Annotated in this window: 17 protein-coding genes; 6 read left to right on the forward strand and 11 right to left on the reverse strand. The window is 67.8% G+C overall.

The features are described from left to right. Positions 1-858: a glycosyltransferase family 2 protein gene (locus ABIE24_RS11600; RefSeq protein WP_354499790.1), complete on the forward strand. Its 858-nt coding sequence runs from the start codon at positions 1-3 to the stop codon at positions 856-858. Between the two features lie 43 nt (positions 859-901). After that, on the forward strand, positions 902-1777 hold the full coding sequence (locus tag ABIE24_RS11605; protein WP_354499792.1) for a glycosyltransferase family 2 protein: 876 nt from the start codon (positions 902-904) through the stop codon (positions 1775-1777). Positions 1778-1788: 11 nt separating this feature from the next. Here ABIE24_RS11605 and ABIE24_RS11610 read toward each other — a convergent pair whose 3' ends face one another. The 3 genes from ABIE24_RS11610 to rfbA form a co-directional block, all read right to left on the reverse strand. After that, positions 1789-2421, reverse strand: coding sequence for a DUF4352 domain-containing protein (locus tag ABIE24_RS11610; protein WP_354499793.1), 633 nt, complete (start codon positions 2419-2421; stop codon positions 1789-1791). Between the two features lie 41 nt (positions 2422-2462). Continuing rightward, the gene (locus ABIE24_RS11615; RefSeq protein ID WP_354499795.1) at positions 2463-4457 is read right to left on the reverse strand and encodes a cell wall-binding repeat-containing protein; all 1995 of its coding nucleotides are present in this window, start codon (positions 4455-4457) and stop codon (positions 2463-2465) included. Between the two features lie 66 nt (positions 4458-4523). Continuing rightward, positions 4524-5396, reverse strand: coding sequence for a glucose-1-phosphate thymidylyltransferase RfbA (rfbA, locus tag ABIE24_RS11620; RefSeq protein ID WP_354499797.1), 873 nt, complete (start codon positions 5394-5396; stop codon positions 4524-4526). A gap of 250 nt (positions 5397-5646) precedes the next feature. Here rfbA and ABIE24_RS11625 point away from each other — a divergent pair, with 250 nt between their 5' ends. Next, a complete protein-coding gene (locus ABIE24_RS11625; protein ID WP_354499798.1) occupies positions 5647-6783 on the forward strand; it encodes a glycosyltransferase family 4 protein in 1137 nt (378 codons plus the stop codon). Positions 6784-6807: 24 nt separating this feature from the next. Here ABIE24_RS11625 and ABIE24_RS11630 read toward each other — a convergent pair whose 3' ends face one another. The 3 genes from ABIE24_RS11630 to ABIE24_RS11640 are packed head-to-tail and all read right to left on the reverse strand — an operon-like array spanning position 6808 to position 9829. Beyond that, positions 6808-8172 (reverse strand): LCP family protein, encoded by a 1365-nt coding sequence (locus ABIE24_RS11630; RefSeq protein WP_354499800.1) that lies wholly within the window; start codon positions 8170-8172, stop codon positions 6808-6810. Further along, positions 8169-8678: a 5-(carboxyamino)imidazole ribonucleotide mutase gene (gene purE / locus ABIE24_RS11635; RefSeq protein ID WP_354499802.1), complete on the reverse strand. Its 510-nt coding sequence runs from the start codon at positions 8676-8678 to the stop codon at positions 8169-8171. The genes ABIE24_RS11630 and purE overlap by 4 nt, the downstream gene beginning before the upstream one ends. A gap of 17 nt (positions 8679-8695) precedes the next feature. Beyond that, a complete protein-coding gene (locus ABIE24_RS11640) occupies positions 8696-9829 on the reverse strand; it encodes a 5-(carboxyamino)imidazole ribonucleotide synthase (RefSeq protein ID WP_354499804.1) in 1134 nt (377 codons plus the stop codon). A 151-nt stretch (positions 9830-9980) separates the two neighbouring features. Here ABIE24_RS11640 and ABIE24_RS11645 point away from each other — a divergent pair, with 151 nt between their 5' ends. After that, the gene (locus ABIE24_RS11645; RefSeq protein WP_354499805.1) at positions 9981-10505 is read left to right on the forward strand and encodes a GtrA family protein; all 525 of its coding nucleotides are present in this window, start codon (positions 9981-9983) and stop codon (positions 10503-10505) included. Here the strand turns inward: ABIE24_RS11645 and ABIE24_RS11650 are convergent. Together ABIE24_RS11650 and ABIE24_RS11655 are read right to left on the reverse strand one after the other, a co-directional pair. Further along, positions 10469-11023, reverse strand: coding sequence for a PH domain-containing protein (locus ABIE24_RS11650; protein WP_354499807.1), 555 nt, complete (start codon positions 11021-11023; stop codon positions 10469-10471). The genes ABIE24_RS11645 and ABIE24_RS11650 overlap by 37 nt on opposite strands. Positions 11024-11270: 247 nt before the next feature. Then, entirely contained in the window at positions 11271-12065 is a 795-nt protein-coding gene (locus tag ABIE24_RS11655; RefSeq protein ID WP_354499809.1) for a biotin--[acetyl-CoA-carboxylase] ligase, read from the reverse strand. Between the two features lie 99 nt (positions 12066-12164). On the opposite strand from ABIE24_RS11655, the gene ABIE24_RS11660 reads away from it, so the two are divergent. After that, entirely contained in the window at positions 12165-13781 is a 1617-nt protein-coding gene (locus tag ABIE24_RS11660) for an acyl-CoA carboxylase subunit beta (protein ID WP_354499811.1), read from the forward strand. Next, positions 13778-14056: an acyl-CoA carboxylase epsilon subunit gene (locus ABIE24_RS11665; RefSeq protein ID WP_354499813.1), complete on the forward strand. Its 279-nt coding sequence runs from the start codon at positions 13778-13780 to the stop codon at positions 14054-14056. Before ABIE24_RS11660 ends, ABIE24_RS11665 begins: the two co-directional genes overlap by 4 nt. A gap of 208 nt (positions 14057-14264) precedes the next feature. On the opposite strand, the gene ABIE24_RS11670 is transcribed toward ABIE24_RS11665, so the two are convergent. From ABIE24_RS11670 to ABIE24_RS11680, 3 genes are read right to left on the reverse strand one after another with little or no spacing between them, the layout of a single operon-like run. Further along, on the reverse strand, positions 14265-15299 hold the full coding sequence (locus ABIE24_RS11670) for a DUF8320 family protein (protein ID WP_354499815.1): 1035 nt from the start codon (positions 15297-15299) through the stop codon (positions 14265-14267). Next, positions 15296-16609, reverse strand: a complete 1314-nt coding sequence (locus ABIE24_RS11675; RefSeq protein WP_354499817.1) for a sensor histidine kinase — start codon at positions 16607-16609, stop codon at positions 15296-15298. The genes ABIE24_RS11670 and ABIE24_RS11675 overlap by 4 nt, the downstream gene beginning before the upstream one ends. Next, on the reverse strand, positions 16599-17255 hold the full coding sequence (locus tag ABIE24_RS11680; RefSeq protein WP_502916273.1) for a response regulator: 657 nt from the start codon (positions 17253-17255) through the stop codon (positions 16599-16601). The genes ABIE24_RS11675 and ABIE24_RS11680 overlap by 11 nt, the downstream gene beginning before the upstream one ends. Positions 17256-17288: the final 33 nt, after the last annotated feature.

A 17288-nucleotide genomic window follows, 5' to 3' on the forward strand; every position in this document is an offset into this window, starting at 1 on the left:
GTGCAGATTCGATCAGTAGGCGTCATAACCGTCACCCATAACTCACTCGAGAGCCTCAAGCCGTTCCTCACGTCTGTCGGGTCGGCCTCGGCAGGCACCCCGGAGATCATCGTCGTCGACAATGCGTCAACTGACGTCGCGTCGACGCGCTCCGCCGCCGAAGCCGGTGGCGCCCGGTTCATCGAAGCGGGATCGAACCTCGGCTACGGTGCGGCCATGAACCTGGGCGTCCGCGCGCTCTCACCCGAGATCGACGTCGTCCTTCTCTCGAACCCCGACGTCGAGATGGCTCCCGGTTCTCTCGACCGCCTGGTCGAGGCCCTTCGGACCGACCGGCGGATCGCCTCGGTCGGACCGCGGATTCTGAACCCGGATTCGACCGTGTACCCCTCCGCTCGCCGGCTGCCCTCACTCACGACCGGCGTGGGACACGCCCTCTTCGCCAACACCTGGAAGACGAATCCCTGGTCCCGTCGGTACCGCAACGAGGAATCGCTCGGCGATGACATCCACGACGCCGGCTGGCTGTCCGGCGCCTGCCTCGCGGTTCGCCGGGAGTACTTCGATGCGGTGAACGGGTTCGACGAATCGTTCTTCATGTATTTCGAAGACGTGGACCTGGGCCGCCGGTTCAGCGCGAAGGGCTGGCGGAACGTGTACGTGCCGTCTGCCGAAGTCCTCCACACGGGCGCGCACTCCACGGAGCAGTCCTCGGCGGTCATGGCCAGGCAGCACCACGCCAGTGCGAACCTCTTCGTCTCGAAGCTCTATCCCCAGTGGTACCTCGCCCCCGTGCGTGTGCTTGCCCGGCTGGGCCTGTCCGTGCGGAGCTGGTGGACGACGGTCAGGTTGCGATGACCACGCGCTGCCGGGTGCCGGGCGGCCCGACCGGGTGTCCCGCATGATCGCCTTCCGCTCAACGGCCGTCCGCGCCGCCCAGCGGGTCGGCCTCGGCCCGGCGCTGCATCGCTCGCTTCTCTGGCTCCGCGGGCTCACCTCGACGCCGGCACGACTGCGATGGCGAAGCGCGGTCGACCGCTTCGCTCGTCGCGGGATCTCCCCCGCGATCCTCCACGGCACTCCCGACCCTGGAGCCCTGCCCGTCGTCGTGTGCCTCTGGAACCGGCCCAGTCGCATCCGGGACCTGCTCAGCCAGCTCGCCGGCCAGGAGGCCCCGGTCCCGCTGCGGGTCATGTTGTGGAACAACCAGCCCACGAACGACGCGCACTATCGGGCGGCCATCTCCGCGCTGACGGATGCCGGCGCGATCGCCTCGATCGAGTACGTCAGTTCCCCGACCAACCTCGGCGGGATCGCGCGTTTCCTCGCTGCGAGGCATGCCCGGTCGACCGGGCAGAGCGGCCCGTTCGTCATGCTCGATGACGACCAGGACATCTCACCGACGTTCGTGGCCGACCTCCTTGCCGCGTACGCTCCGCACACCTATGCCGGCTGGTGGGTCTGGCGGATGGACGGGTCGTACTGGGCCCGCACCGAGGTGCAGCCGGGTGAGCCGGCGAACTACGTCGGCACGGGGGGATCCATCTGCGATTCCGAACTCGTGGCCGACGACCGGTTCTTCTCGAGCCTGCCGTATCGCTACGGGTTCCTCGAGGACATCTGGGCGAGCGCCTGGGCACAGCGGCTCGGATGGCGGATGACGAAGGTGGACACCGACATCTCGTTCGTGATGTCCGAACTCGACCAGGCCCACACCCTCGCCGACCTGAAACGCGAATTCTTCGACTACCTCGCCAGGCCGGGCTGGGCTCGCTGACGTCCCTGCCGTCAGCCGGCCGTCGGCGCGCTCACATCCACGGCGCCGTCGAACCAGGTGCCGGTGATCGACAGGGTGTCGAGCGCCGATCCGGCTGGGACGTCGAAGAAGAGGACACCGTCGATCGCTGAACCGGGAAGGACGGTGGCCGTCGACATGTCATCGCCCAGCCTGCCGAACTCCGTCACGGCCTCGTAGGTCGTGTCGCCCACGTGCCCGTGGAGATCCGTCGTCAACACATCGATGGCCTCGGCACCATCGTTCGCCACGGTGAAGGTCACCGAGCAGTACTCCCCCGTGGGCGGCGGTGTCCCCGCCCCGGCCGAGGCGAGACCACACTCCATCTCATCGACCCGAAGTGAAACACCTGCCGGGGTCGTCGATTCCTCGCCGATGCCGGGCAGCTCGCCTGGGCTCGCACTCGGCGTCGCCGGCGGAGCGCTCGACGACGGGGTGGCCGTGGACGGGGATGCTGTGGACGTCGAGGTGGGTGTCGGCTCGGGTGTGCTCAACGGAACGCCTGACCGGGTGGGTGTCAGAACGACGGTGAGCAGCACGATCACGACGGCGAGCGCCGCGACGACCCCGGCGACGATCCACCAGGTCCGCCTGCGTCGCTCGGGCGCCTGCGTTCGCTCGGTCATGGCATCCTGGTCATCACTGCGGTTACCGTCCATCCCCGTGGTCATCGGTTCGCGAGGTAATAGCTGTTGACGTAGCCGGTGCGGCCGTTGTATTTCACCCGGTACCAGACCCGAACGCTGTCGATGGCCTCGAGCCAGGTGCCCGAGGGGATCGTCGCGAGCGCGCCCGTGCCGGCACCCGAGTAGAACGTCACGTTCGTCGTCGCGTACATCTGCTGGGTCGGGTAGCTCGCCGCCGCACCGAAAGCGCCGTTGAAGTGCTCGTAGACGACACGGGCGAGTGCGGCGTTGCTCGGGGCGCTGGCGCCCGCGCTGCCCATCACCGACATGACGAAGGTGCCGTTGGGCGCGTAGACGATGGCGGCGTCCGTGTCGACCATCCCGGAGCCCTGCATCCACAGGCTGCCGATCTTGGATGCCTGGACGACGCCGGGCGGGATGCCGCCCGCCACGCGGGTCCTCCAGATCTGCGACCTCATCAACGACAGCAGGTGCTCCGTTCCCGACGGGCTCAGCAACGTTCCGGCGTTGAGCCGCGTGAGGAGGAGGGCCAGGTCGTCGGCGGTGCTGTGCTTGGCGTCGTAGCGAACACCGTTCGACCACCCGGTGTAGTGGGTGCGCGTGTAGCCTTCCCTCACGAACAGGTCGTTGAGGTTCTGTTGGCCGAGCAGGGCGATGAGTTCGGTGTGGCACGGGTTGTCGGAGATGTGGATCATCACCCGGAGGCAGTCCCGGACGGTGGTTCCCGACGAGGTCCGGGAACCCAGGGACAGCTTGCCGTCATCGATGAGCTTGAGCGCCACGTAGGCGGGGAACAGCTTGATCGAACTGGCGGGCTCTTTCATGTCGGCCCCGCGGATCGACACGGATCGCTGCAGGCCCGAAATTTCGCGGACCGCGACGGAGTACGACCCGGCCAGGGACGACATCCTGGCGTTGAGCTTGGAGGTGAGCTCCTTCTCTGACCGCAGTTTCTCGGCGGCGTACCACGCCGGGCAGTCGACGAGGGTGGCGACACTGTCGCGCAGGACGCTTGTGCCTCCGAGCAGCGTCACCGAGCCGACAGCCAGTCGGGTCTTGATGTCGGTCGCCGTGCCGGTCGGCAGGCACGAATCGAGGCTGAGGTACAGCGGCGCCTTTCGTTTGCCTGCCAGCGCAGCGCCCGCGAGGGCGTCGGAGAAGCCGACGCCTGTGGCGAGGAACGCCTCCGATGCCGAGGGAAAAGCGATCGTGTTGACGGCAACGGCCGTCGCGTACCTGTCGCTCCCGGCGGCCCGCTGCACCGTCAGTCCAGAACTCCGCAGGGTTTGCTCCGTTTGCTGCGGAACGGCGGCGGCGCCGCCGGCGATGATCACCTTCGTCACGCCAAGGGCGCCAAGCACCTCGGTGGTGCGTGGCTCGACGGCCGTGAATCGCCCGTCGACGAGGATCACCGGCGCAGACATCGCCCCGGCGGCGGCGGAGGCAGCGAGCGCATCAGGATAGTTGGCGCCGGTGGCGAGAAACGCCGTCGCGGCTTTCCCGAAGACGGTTTGGGCAATCATCCGCGACGTTTCGAAACGGTCGGATCCGGCGAGGCGCTCGACCGGGGCGATCAGCGCGAGCGCGTTGTGAACCGCAGGAGAGACCGCCCTCTCTCCTCCGAGGATACGAATGGTCGACGGTTTGAGCCGGATGATCTCGTCCCTGACGTCTGCACGCAGTGCATCCGGGGTGGTCAGGAGCAGTGGGGCGCCAGAGAGCGCCGCCGCCGGGGCCGCCGCCAGCGCATCCGGATAGTCGGCTCCCGTCGCGACGTAGACGATCGACGCGCTCGGGTAGCCCTTCTGCGAGATCTTCACGGCCGTGTCGTATCGATCGACGCCGCTCACCCGGCTGACGGTCGGCGCCGCAGCGGCGCTCACGCTGCCCCGGACGACATCGGCCTGCGCGACGGATGGCACGGCGACGGTGAGCGCCGACATCAGCATCGCCATCCCCACCGTCCCCGCCCGGCGTCGCGATGCCGGCGACAGTGCTCGCTTGAGAAAATTCACGATCAGAGACCCCCTCGGTCTCCGACAGCATAGATGACGCCAAACGACCGCAGTCGCATATGCGCGCTAGGGCGTCTTGTCGCCGAGCAACGACCTCATGTACGTGCCGTATCCGCTCTTGATCAGCGGCTGCGCCAGACGGGCCAGCTGGGCGTCGTCGATCCAGCCGGCGCGCCAGGAGATCTCCTCGATGCATCCGACCTTGAAACCCTGCCGGTCTTCGATGACGCGCACGTACTCGGATGCCTGCATCATCGACTCGAAAGTCCCGGTGTCCAGCCATGCGGTTCCACGGTCGAGCACCTTCACCTGCAGTTTGCCGGCGTCCAGGTACCGCTCGTTCACCGTTGAGATCTCGAGCTCCCCACGAGCACTCGGCGTGATCGTCTTCGCGATTCCCACCACCGAGTTGTCGTAGAAGTAGAGCCCGGGAACGGCGTAATTGCTTTTCGGCTCGGTGGGTTTTTCTTCGATCGAGACTGCGACGAAGTTCTCGTCGAACTCGACGACACCGTACGATTTCGGGTCGGCGACGTGGTACGCAAAAATCAGGGCGCCTTCGACTTCTCCGTGGTTGCGGAGCGCGGAGCCGAGTCCTGAACCGTGGAAGATGTTGTCGCCGAGCACCAGCGCCACACTCTGGTCGCCGATGAATTCCTCACCGATGATGAAGGCCTGGGCCAGCCCGTCCGGAGACTCCTGAACCGCGTATTCGAGCCGGATCCCGAGTTCGGAACCGTCGCCGAGAAGCGCGCGGAACTGGTCGTTGTACTCAGGCGTCGTGATGATCAGGATCTCGTTGATCCCGGCCATCATGAGGGTCGACAGGGGGTAGTAGATCATCGGCTTGTCGTAGATCGGCATCAGCTGTTTGGAGATGCCCTTGGTGATCGGCCACAAGCGTGTTCCCGATCCCCCGGCCAAAATGATTCCGCGCATGGGTCAGTTCCCTTTCCGGAGGAGAGTGTCGTGGTACGCCCGTGCGTCCTGGCTGGGGAGGATTTCGTAGCGGTCTGGGATCTTCAGTTCACGGATCTGCACCGTGGCAGTCTACCAACGGCGCATCAGCGACACAGGGACGGGCCACCTCGAGCAAATAGAATCGAGGCGACTGGAACGAAGGACATACTGTGCGCTATCTCACTCCCGGAGCATCCGGCATGCTCGGAACCGACCTCCCGGCCGCCCGATGACCACGACCCTCCGTGTTGTCGTCGACCAGATGGTCACACCGCTGCCCAACGGAATCTCCCGCTACGCCGAGGAGCTCACCCGCGCATTGACGCAGACGGCTCCGAAGGGCTGCATCGTCGAGGGCATCGTGTCTGCGCTGCCTCCGGAGAAGATCGCCGCGATCGAAGAACGGTTGCCCGGTCTTGCGGAACTCCACCGGACGACCCTCCCCCGACGCGAACTCGCCGCAGCCTGGCAACTGGGAATCGTGCCGACGCTCGGAACCGGCATGATCCACTCGCCCAGCCTCCTGGCGCCCCTGCGCCGGCACGACCGCGCATTCGACGCAACGCAGATGGTCGTCACCATCCATGACACGCTGCCGTGGACGCATCCGAAGTCGCTCACGCCCACCCACGTCGCCTGGCAGAAGGCGATGGTGAAACGCGCCAGAAAGCACGCGGATGCCATCGTCGTTCCGACCCACGCGGTCGCGGAGCAGCTCGCCGAGTTCGTCGATTTCGGTGACAGGGTGCGCGTCATCCCCGGGGCCGTGGCGTCGAGCCTCACGCTGCCGGTCGACGCCGAGTGGCGCGCGAGCAAGCTGGACCTGCCCGACGAATACCTCCTCACCGTCGGATCGCTCGACCCGCGTCGCGGGATCACCTCGCTCATCAGCGGACTCGGCCAGCCCGGCGCCCCCGACCTGCCGGTCCTCGTGCTCGGACCCGACACGTGGGGTGAGCTCTCCCTGGCCGTCGTCGCCGACGAGGCGGGCCTGCCTGAGGGCAGGGTCCGCGCGCTCGGCTACCTCTCGGACGCCGACCTCGCCGTCGTGCTCGCCAGGGCCAGCGTGTTCGTCTACCCCAGCCTGCAGGAGGGCTTCGGGCTTCCCCTCATCGAGGCCTTCTCGTTCGGCACCCCGGTCGTCCACTCCGATGACCCCGCGCTGATGGAAGTCGCCGGAGGAGCGGGAGTCGCCGTGGAGCGCGGAAAGAAGGGGTACGCCGAACGGCTCGCTGACGCCGTGGCATCCGTTCTCGGCGACACGGAACGCACGCAGCGACTCCGGATCGCCGGCCAGGACCGGGCTCGGTCGTTCAGCTGGCGGGATTCAGCCGAGCGGGTCTGGAACCTGCACGCGGACCTGTAGCCCCGCGGGAGGTGCCGTCGCCTGCTAGCCCTCGGGCGTCGCGGTCGGCGTCGGCGGGTTCAGGTCGGCCTGGATCAGCGCGCGGATCTGCCTGAAGTCGGGATCGTCCTGGTCGACGTTGTTCGCCGGGGTCAGTTCGACCGAACTGATCGGCTGCTCCTTCGACTTCATGGCGAGGTTCGTGAAGTACCCGAGCATGTCCTGGGGAACGTCGGTCTTGACGACCTGGGTTCCGGCCTGCGCGATCGCCTGGAACTTGGTGAGCACGTTCGCCGGCGTGAACTGCCGCAGGATCGCCGCCTGCAGCTCGCGCTGGCGCTCCATCCGGTCGAAGTCGTCCGTCGAGTGGCGCGACCGGGCGTACCATTCGGCGTGGTAGCCGTCGAGCGTCTGGGTGCCCGGTTCGATCCACTCGACCACGCCCTTGAGGTTCTCGTCACCGCCGATCGGAAGTCGCTCCTTCACGGTGATCTGAACGCCGCCGAGCGAGTCGATGAGCGTCGCGAACCCCTGCATGTCGATGAGCGCGTAATACTGGATGTCGAGCCCGGTGACGCCCTCTGCGGCTTCCTTCGTCGCTTCGATTCCCGGCGTCGAACCGGTCGACGCGGCATTCGGGTACAGGTCTCCGTGACGCAGCTCCGCTTCCGTGTACACCGAGTTGAGCTTGCACACGCTGACATCGCAGCGGCGGTAGCCGTCCGGGTACAGTTCAGCCATCGGGGAGCCGGCCGCGAACGGCACCTTGCGCATGTCGCGCGGCAGCCCGATCATCGTCACCCGGCCGGTCTCGGCGTCGATCGACACCACCGAAATGCTGTCAGGGCGGAGACCTTCACGGTCAGGTCCCGCGTCGCCGCCGAGGAGCAGAATGTTGTAGCGGCCGTCGACGGGAGGCACCGATGCGGCCCCTGCGCCGAAGATCGAGTTCAGGGTGCCGCTCGTGACGCCGGCGTAGTACGCGCCGGCGGTCGCGGAGCCGACCGACGCGACGAGCAGCACCACGGTCGACGCCGCGATCCAGAAGCGCGACCCCGGCGCGGCGCGCACGAGGCGCACAAGGCGCAGCGTGTCGACGGTCAGCACGAACCACAGCACCGCGTATGCCGCCAGGAGGATCTGGGCGACCGTCAGGGCGATCGAATTGGTGAGGACCGAGAGGGTGGCCGTCCGCCAGAGCAGGTAGGCCACGATCACGAAAGCGGCCAGGAACCACATGGTGAGGGTCGCGGCCAGTCCGATCCGCCCGAGCTTGCGGTTACCGGCGAGCACCTGGGTCGAGCCGGGGATGAGGAAATTCAGGGCGACGAGCCACCAGGCCCGCCGGGTCATGAGCTGGGGAGCCCGGAGGTCCGGGTTGCGGATCGGGCTCGCGGTGTACGTGCTCATAGCTGGAGCTTGAGCGCCCGGTTCTTCACCTCGACCTGCTCGGCGAGGTCGACCTGGTAGGACGCGATCTTCTCCGCCAGAGCGTCATCGGCGGTGGCCAGGATCCGGATGGCCAGGAGCCCGGCGTTCTTCGCGCCGCCGATCGAGACGGTGGCGACGGGAACGCCTGCCGGCATCTGCACGATCGAGAGGAGCGAGTCCAGCCCGTCCAGTTTCGCGAGCGGCACGGGGACACCCACCACGGGCAGCGGTGTGACGGATGCCAGCATGCCGGGCAGGTGCGCGGCGCCGCCGGCACCCGCGATGATCACTTTGAGACCGCGACCGGAAGCATCCCGACCGTACGCGATCATCTTCTCGGGTGTGCGGTGGGCGCTCACGACCTCGACCTCGTGATCGACTCCGAATTCGGTGAGGACCTCGCTGGCGGCAGCCATCACCGACCAGTCGGAATCGCTGCCCATGACAACGCCGACACGCGGGCGCTCTGAATCGTGAAATGGCATGAGCCCCATGCTAAATGTCAGTCCTGAAAAAAAGCCGCTGCGGCGCGCGCTTCATAGGTGACGACGTCAAGTTCGCGGCCGCTGGCGTTGACGTGGCCGACCTTGCGGCCCGGCCGTGGCTCCTTGCCGTAGTTGTGGACCTTCACCGTCGGATGCGACGCGAGGGCCCTGCCGTACCGGTCGGAGAGGGCGCCCTCGGCAGGCCCGCCGAGGATGTTGATCATGACGGTGTGCGGCTCGGTGCACCCCGTCGCGCCGAGCGGCAGGTCGAGGACGGCCCGGAGGTGCTGCTCGAACTGGCTCGTGGTCGATCCGTTCTGCGTCCAGTGACCCGAATTGTGCGGGCGCATGGCGAGCTCGTTGACCAGCAGCCGGTCGTCGCTGGTTTCGAAGAGTTCGACGGCGAACACGCCGGTGACACCGAGCCCGGTGGCCACCTCGGTGGCGATCTGCCCTGCCACGGTCGCGATCGGCCCGGCCGATCCGGGCGCTGGAGCGATTACCTCCGCGCACACGCCGTCGCGCTGGATCGACTCGACGACGGGCCAGAGCACCAGTTCGCCTGACGGCCGGCGGGCGGCCAGCTGGGCGAGTTCGCGGCGGAAGTCGACCAGTTCCTCGACCAGGAGGGCGTCACCTGCCCCGGGCTCGGCGAGAACGGTGAACCAGTCGCTCACCTCGTGCGCGGCCGTGACGACCCGGACCCCCTTGCCGTCGTATCCGCCGCGCGGCGTCTTCACGACCGCGTGGCCGCCGTTGGCGTCGAGGAACGCCTGCAGGTCGGCTTCGGTTTCGATCCGCGCCCACACCGGGACCGGGAGTCCGAGGTCGCTGAGCTTCTGCCGCATGAGCAGTTTGTCCTGGGCGTAGAGCAGGGCCTCCGGCCCCGGGTGCACCTTCACGCCCGCGTCGACGAGCGCCCGCAGCACGTCCTGCGGCACGTGTTCGTGGTCGAAGGTGATCACGTCCACGTCTGACGCGAAAGCGAGGACGGTGTCGACGTCGTGGTAGTCGCCGACCGCGGTGGCGGCGAGCCGAGCAGCCATCCCGTCGGCCTCGGCGAGGACACGCAGGTCGATGCCCAGGTTCACCGCTGCCGGGATCATCATCCGTGCGAGCTGCCCGCCGCCAATAACACCAACACGAACCACGGCCGTCGCCTCCCAGCGGTAGATTTTTCTCCTGCACAGCGGAAACTCCCAGCGGTTCTTCCCGGGGAGTCGCATAAACTGCGTACGCCCTATCTTCGCGCATGGCGCGTCGGGCATCCAACCGGCCCTCCCCGACGAATCGGAGCAGGACATGACCAGTACCGTGCCACCCGGCCGGGTGCGTCGTCTTCTGCTGCAGATTTTCCAGTTCGGGCTGGTCGGGGCGGCCGGGCTCCTCGTCGACCTCACCGTGTTCAACGCGCTCCGGCTCACCCTGCTGGCGCCCGAGAACATCCACACCGGCCCGCTGATCGCGAAGGTGGTGTCGACCCTGCTCGCGATCGTGACCAACTGGCTGGGCAACCGCTACTGGACCTTCGCGTCCGACCGCCGGTCGAACACCCTCCGTGAGGGCGCGGAGTTCTTCGCCGTCTCACTCGCCGGAATGGGCATCGGACTGGGATGCCTCTGGGTGTCCCACTACGGAATGGGGTTCACCTCGGTCCTCGCCGACAATATTTCGGCGAACGTCGTCGGACTCGGCCTCGGCGCCGTGTTCCGGTTCTCTCTGTACCGTTACTGGGTGTTCTCACCCAGCCGGGGAGCATCCGTTCTCGCATCGGACGCCGTTCCCGCCGGTCAGAAGGCGGTCGTCGCTCCCGGGGACCCGGCCTGATACGTCGGCACGACCTGGTTGCGCTCGATCAGGTCCTGCAAGGCTTCGAGCACCTGGGCTGCGCCTGGAACGTCTCGGAGCACGAGCGGCTTCTCAACGCCTGAACTGATGTGGAGGTCGCCGGAGCGGAAGGCGCTCTGCAGCCAGCTCTGCTTGAGCGTGACGTGGTAGCCACGGCTGTGGAAGATCTCCCTGCGCTCACGGACGAAGAACCCGCGGCGGGCGATCACCCGCCGGGTCGTGATGGTGCACCGGTGGTTGAGCCAGGCGATGTAGGGGAAGAGCACGAGCAGGACGAACAGCAGCACGGCGACGATCACGATCGCAACGTGCTGCCAGATTTCCGGGAACAGGCTCAGCGCGAAGACCGTCGCGCCGGGCAGGGCGATGAGCACGAGGGCGGGCCAGAACAGCGCCCGCGCATTGGGGCGCAGGCGGGCGACGACACGTTCCGTGGGAACGACGGGTCGTGAAGGGTCGGAATGCAGGCTCGCTGCGACACTTGGATTCTCGACCATGCTTCATTCTTATCACCGGCGGGGAAGCACGCCCGACCGCACCGCCGCCGGACCGGCCGTTTGACGGCATCCGCCCCCTCTGCGTGCTCCGCAACAAACGGCTGTTCGCGGCCGCGCTCGGTCGCAAACGGTCGTTCACACCTGCTCCGACAAAAACGGCTGAAGAAATCGAAAAACTCCCACCGTTCCTGTCCGAGCAACGGCGCGGCCGAACCACGGCCCCGGAGGGGCGCCTGCGGCTGAGGGGTCAGCGGGCGCGCAGGTGGGTGACGTCACCCGCGGAGACCGGCGTGAGGTCCGGCGAGCCGTCCGCCTGCACGAGGATCCGCCCTGACACGTCGATGCCCCGGGCGATTCCTGCGAGGATGTTCCCGCCGGGCAGCTCCACCCGCACCCGGGAACCCACGGTGCCGCAGGCATCCGTCACCGCCGCCTGCAGGCCGCTGGCACCGGCGTCTCCTCCTGCGGCCCGGAACGCGTCGAGCAGGCCGCGGAACTCGCCGAGGTAGGTGGAGAGAAGGCGATCGGCATCCGGATGCTCCGCCCCGGCCACCACGAGCGAGGTCGCCGTGGGAACCGGCAGCTGCTCCTGGGTCATGGTGAGGTTCACTCCGGCGCCGACGACGACGCTCGGCACCGCTCCCACGACGAGTTCGGAGAGGACCCCGCAGATCTTCAGCCCGCCGACGAGCACGTCGTTCGGCCATTTGAGCACGACGTCGTCCCGGCCGGGCAGCTCGTTCCGCACGGCGCGGGTCATGGCGAGCCCGGCGGCGAGCGGCAGCCAGCCGAGGGCGTCGATCCGGAGCGAGGCGTCGGCGCGCACGAGGACCGACACGGCGAGAGCGGTGCCCGGCGGGCTGACCCAGACCCGGCCGAGACGGCCGCGCCCCGCGGTCTGGGTGTCGGTGACGACGACCGAGAGATCCGGCCATGCGGCATCCGCGGCGGCCGACACGAGCATGTCGTTGGTCGATGGCGTCTCGTCGAGTACGACGAGCCGGGCGGCGAGGGCCTCTGAACGGGGGAAAGCGGATGTCATGGCACCACGATACGCGCCGCTATTCTCCAAGACCGGGAAGGCCGCGTTGTAGGCATCCGCCAACGGTATGGCCCTATCCCTGCACACTAGAGTGAATAAGTGACCGAGAACGCAGTAACGCCCGACGCATCCGACGCTCCCGACCTCTATACGACGGCCGGCAAACTCGCCGACCTGAAGCAGCGGTACCACGAGGCGGTCACGGCCTCGGGTGAGGCTGCGATCGCGAAGCAGCACGCCAGGGGCAAGATGACCGCCCGCGAGCGGATCGCCGAACTCCTCGACCCGGGCAGCTTCGTCGAGTACGACGAGTTCGTGCGCCACCGCACCCACGCCTTCGGCATGGAGAAGTCCCGCCCGTACGGCGACGCCGTCGTCACCGGAACCGGCACCATCCACGGCCGCCAGGTGGCCGTCTACTCGCAGGACTTCACCATCTTCGGCGGCTCGCTCGGCGAGGTCGCCGGCGAGAAGATCATCAAGATCATGGACCACGCCCTCAAGACCGGCGTACCGATCATCGGGATGCTCGACTCCGGCGGCGCGCGGATCCAGGAGGGCGTCGTCGCCCTCGGCAAGTACGGCGAGATCTTCCGACGCAACACAGCGGCATCCGGTGTCATCCCCCAGATCTCCATCATCATGGGTCCTGCCGCCGGCGGCGCGGTGTACTCCCCCGCCCTCACCGACTTCGTCATCATGGTCGACAAGACCAGCCAGATGTTCGTCACCGGGCCGGATGTCATCAAGACCGTCACCGGCGAGGACGTCGGCATGGAGGAGCTCGGCGGCGCACTCACCCACAACACCCGCTCCGGCGTCGCCCATTACCTGGCCAGCGACGAATCCGACGCGCTTGACTACGCGCGCACGCTCATCGGCTTCCTCCCCGACAACAACCTCGCCGAGCTCCCGGTGTACGAGAGCGACGTGGAGCTGGAGACGACGGATGCCGACCGCAAGCTGAACACGATCATCCCCGACTCCCCGAACCAGCCGTACGACGTCACGACCGTGATCCAGCACGTCGTCGACCACGGCGACTTCCTTGAGGTCCAGCCGCTGTTCGCCCCGAACATCGTCATCGGTTTCGCCCGGGTCGAGGGCCGCACGGTCGGCATCATCGCCAACCAGCCGAACGCCATGGCCGGCACCCTCAACATCGAGGCGGGGGAGAAAGCGTCACGGTTCGTGCGCTTCTGCGACGCGTTCAGCATCCCGATCCTCACCCTCGTCGACGTGCCCGGGTACCTGCCCGGCACCGACCAGGAATGGACCGGCGTCATCCGCCGCGGCGCGAAGCTGCTCTACGCCTACGCCGAAGCGACGGTGCCGCTTGTCACGGTGATCCTCCGCAAGGCCTACGGCGGCGCGTACATCGTCATGGGCTCCAAGCAGCTCGGTGCCGACATCAACCTGGCCTGGCCGACGGCTGAGATCGCCGTGATGGGCGGCCAGGGTGCGGTGAACATCCTCTACCGCGGCGAGATCAAGCGGGCAGAGGCCGCCGGCGAGGACGTCGCGGCGGTGCGGACCAAACTCGCCAACGAGTACACCTACAACGTGGCCAGCCCGTTCCTGGCTGCCGAACGCGGCGAACTCGACGGTGTCATCGAGCCGGCAGCGACCCGGGTCGCGATCATCAAGGCGCTCCGGTCGCTCAAGGGCAAGCGGGCGAGCCTGCCGCCCAAGAAGCACGGGAACATCCCACTGTGACCGAGCAGGAACCCCGACAGGGCGGGCCTGCGCGCCCCGGACCGTTCACGACGGAGGAATCGGAGCGCGGTGTCAACGTCCGCGTGATTTCCGGCTCACCGACGGCAGATGAGATCGCCGCGGTCACCGCTGTGCTCACCGCCGCCGTGATCGAGGAAGCCGCGGGAGCGGATGCCGTCCCGTCGCTCGGTCCGTCCGCCTGGCAGCGGAGCCAGCGCATCCTGCGCACGCCCCTTCAGGCCGGCCCAGGCCAGTGGCGGAACTTCTCTGCGTGACGGTCCCCCAAAGAGCCGACTAGCGGCGTCTTGACTTCCCCTTCAGAATAAGAGCGCAAGGTGTCTCTCACAAAAGGGTTACACCACCGAACGATTCGCTCAATTAGGGTAGCAGCGGCGTTTGGGGGCGGGTCAGAGCACTATTCGGGTTAGTGCCCTGACCCGGGGCTTCAGAAGGGCCGGCTCGCAAGAGTCGGCCCTTCTTCGGTTAATGTGCCGTTTTCGCAGCGGATGCCGCGTCGGCGGTCACCGCGCGCGGGATCTCGAGCCAGAGCCGGACCGAGTCGCCCGGTTCGGCCGGGTCGGTCGAGGCGCTGAGCCCGACCAGGGTGACGGCGACATCCGAGTCAGCGGGAGCGGTCCGCACGATCAGCCGGTCCGCGTCGCATCCGTCGATCGCGTCGGCGACGGCGCCGAGAACGGCATCGAGTTCGCCCTCCTGCAGATGGTCGAGGGTTCCCTCATCGAGCATGCTGACGGTCGACCCTCTTCGGCGGGCGGCGAGGACGCTGGCCCTGACCCTGTCGTTGAGGAGTCGCCTGCCGCGGATCTCGTCACGCAGCCCGGCTTCGAGCACACGGGATTCCATCCGCTGCGCCTCGCTCAGCTCGCCGGCGGCGAGGATGATGTCGCGGAGGATGGGGAGGGCACGCTTGCCGGTCTGTTCGAGGCGGGCGCGCCGCTCCTGCTCGTGGGCGTCCTGGGCGGCCTGCCACTTGGCGGCCTCCTGTTCCGCGATGGTCAGGGTCTGGGCGTCGTTGCCGACCTTGGCGAGGGAACGGGTGAGCACGCCGGCGACGACGACCCACATCAGGCTGCCGGTGATCCCGATCTCCATCGACGTTCCGAGACCGCACCAGACGATCGACTGGACGGTCAGGAAACCGACGCCGATCCACCCCCACAGTTCCTGCCTCCGAACCACGGTGATGGTCATCAGGGTGCCGATGGCCGACACGTGCCAGGTCGCGTACCCGTTGTTCGCCGTCGGGTCGAGCTGGCTGGTGACGAGTAACGGAACGGAGACGGCGGTGGCGAGCGAGAAGGCGGCAAGCCATGGCGGCATCGCGGTCGGGCTTGACGGCCACAGGGCCAGAACGGTGGCGGTCAGGTAGAGCACCATCGCCACGATGCTGGGCCACGGCGAATCGGCCTGGGGGAGCGTGAGCATGCCGCGGACGACGTGGTAGAACGAGAACGCCGCAGCGAGGGCGATCATCGTGTAACGGTTGAGCGAGATCATGCCCCGGTCACCTCCGCTGCCGCGATCGCGTCTTTCGGCGCGTCGTCACCGGACCAGCGGATGCTGATCACCGTTCCGGCTCCCGGCCGGGAACGAAGATCGACGGTGCCGCCGACCGCCACGACCCGTTCGATGATCGACACGCGCAGGCCGAGCCGCTCGGTGTGCACGGTGGCGGGGTCGAAACCAGCGCCGTCGTCGCGGACGCAGACGTGCACGATCCGGTCGTCTCCCACCTCGACGGCGACGCTGCGGGCGCCGGTCTCGCCGGCGTGCTGGATGCTGTTGGTCATCGCCTGCGCCGACGCGAGGTACAGGCTCTCGGCCACCCGGAACGGGATCGTGTGGGCGAGCGGCCCGCGAACGGTGATCTCGAACGGCGTCTCCAGGTGGACGGCATGCTGCCGCAGCAGGTCGACGAGCCAGCCGATGGTGATGGTCTGTCCGGAATCGGCGATCGGCGCGTCGAGCGCGGCCAGGCGGCTGATCGCGTCGCTGGCCATCGCGACGGTGGCCCGCGCCTGGTCGGGAGTCGACGCCCGATCGGCGGCCTGGAGTGAGGCGAGCACGGTGTCGTGGACGAGGGCGTCGACTTCGATCCGTTCCGCCTCGAGCGCGTGCTGCCTGACAGCTTCGTCGTACCGGGTGAAGGCGGCGGAGCGGGCGTCGTCGACCGCGCGCGCCGCGCGGCGGAAGGTGATGATGAGCACCATGATGACCAGGCCGATCATCGAGCCGTAGAGCGCATTCTGAACGGCGATGTCGAGTTGCACGACGGTGCCGTTTTCGTCGATGACCCGCGCGAACCCGTAGACCGCCGGTGTCAGCACGATGTAGACGGTGGCGAGCCACGGCCGGACCGCCTGAGAGATGCAGCCGCAGGCGATCGCACAGAGGTACCAGATCCACGGCTCCGTCGTGTCAGCGGCGCCCACGCCGCCGGTCGCCACAGGCCAGTGGGCCACGGCCACCAGGTAGCAGGCCGCGAAGACGATGTTGGCGACCCGCTGCACCCGCGCGTCGATGCCGGAGACGATGACGATGAGAAGCAGGCCGAGCAGGGTGACCAGGTAGACCAGGCGCATCGGACCGGCGACGACTGCTCCGCCCAGGGCGATGCTGAGGGTCTGCGCGCCGAAGACAAGCGCCATCAGGCTGATCGATCGGGCGATCAGGCCTTCGATCCGCGCGACGCTGAACCGTGGTTGCGTGTCGGCGGCGTCCCTGGCGACCCGGTCGAGATTGTCGAGAACATGACCGCGCGGGATGGGCGAGAAGATCGCCCCCGACCGCTGCTGGTCAGTGGTCATCACCGGAGCCTGGGTTGAGTTCGGGCAGGATGCCGTCTTCGACCGCACGACGGAGCAGGTCGACCTTCGTCGGTGCCGGCCGGCCGATCTCCACGTACTTGCCGCGGATCCGGTCGAGGTACTCCTTGACCGTCGACGGAGCGATGCCGAGCTGCACCGCGACATCCTTCATCGGCAGGCCGGAGGCGTACAGGTGCAGCACATCCCGCTCCCGGCGCCCGAGCTGCGCACGACTGAAGTCGCCGTCCGCGTCGATCGCGCTCGCCCATTCGAGGTTGTTGAGCGCCTCGCCGCTCGCGACGGTCTCGATCGCGGCCACGACGGCATCCGTCGGCGCCGACTTGGGGATGACGCCTGCCGCACCGGCGGCGAGCGCCTCCCGGACCGACGCCACCCGGTCGGCGATGGAGTGGATGAGCACGGCGGAGCCGGAGCCGTGGACGGCGCGCACGTTGTCGGTGATGTTGCTGCCGTCGCCGAGGTTCAGGTCGAGCACCACGACGTCGCAGGGGACCCCGGCGGCCTCGGTGACGAACTCCCGGACGCTGGACACACTGTGCACGACGGTGTGCCCCGCGGACTCGCAGACGGCCGTCAGGCCCATCCGGACTGACTCATGATCATCGATAACCGCTATTCGCACCACAGTGCCCATCGTAGGCTGCCCGCGGGCGCTTTC

The sequence above is a fragment of the Mycetocola sp. 2940 genome, assembly GCF_040548835.1.
GTDB lineage: Bacteria > Actinomycetota > Actinomycetes > Actinomycetales > Microbacteriaceae > Mycetocola_A.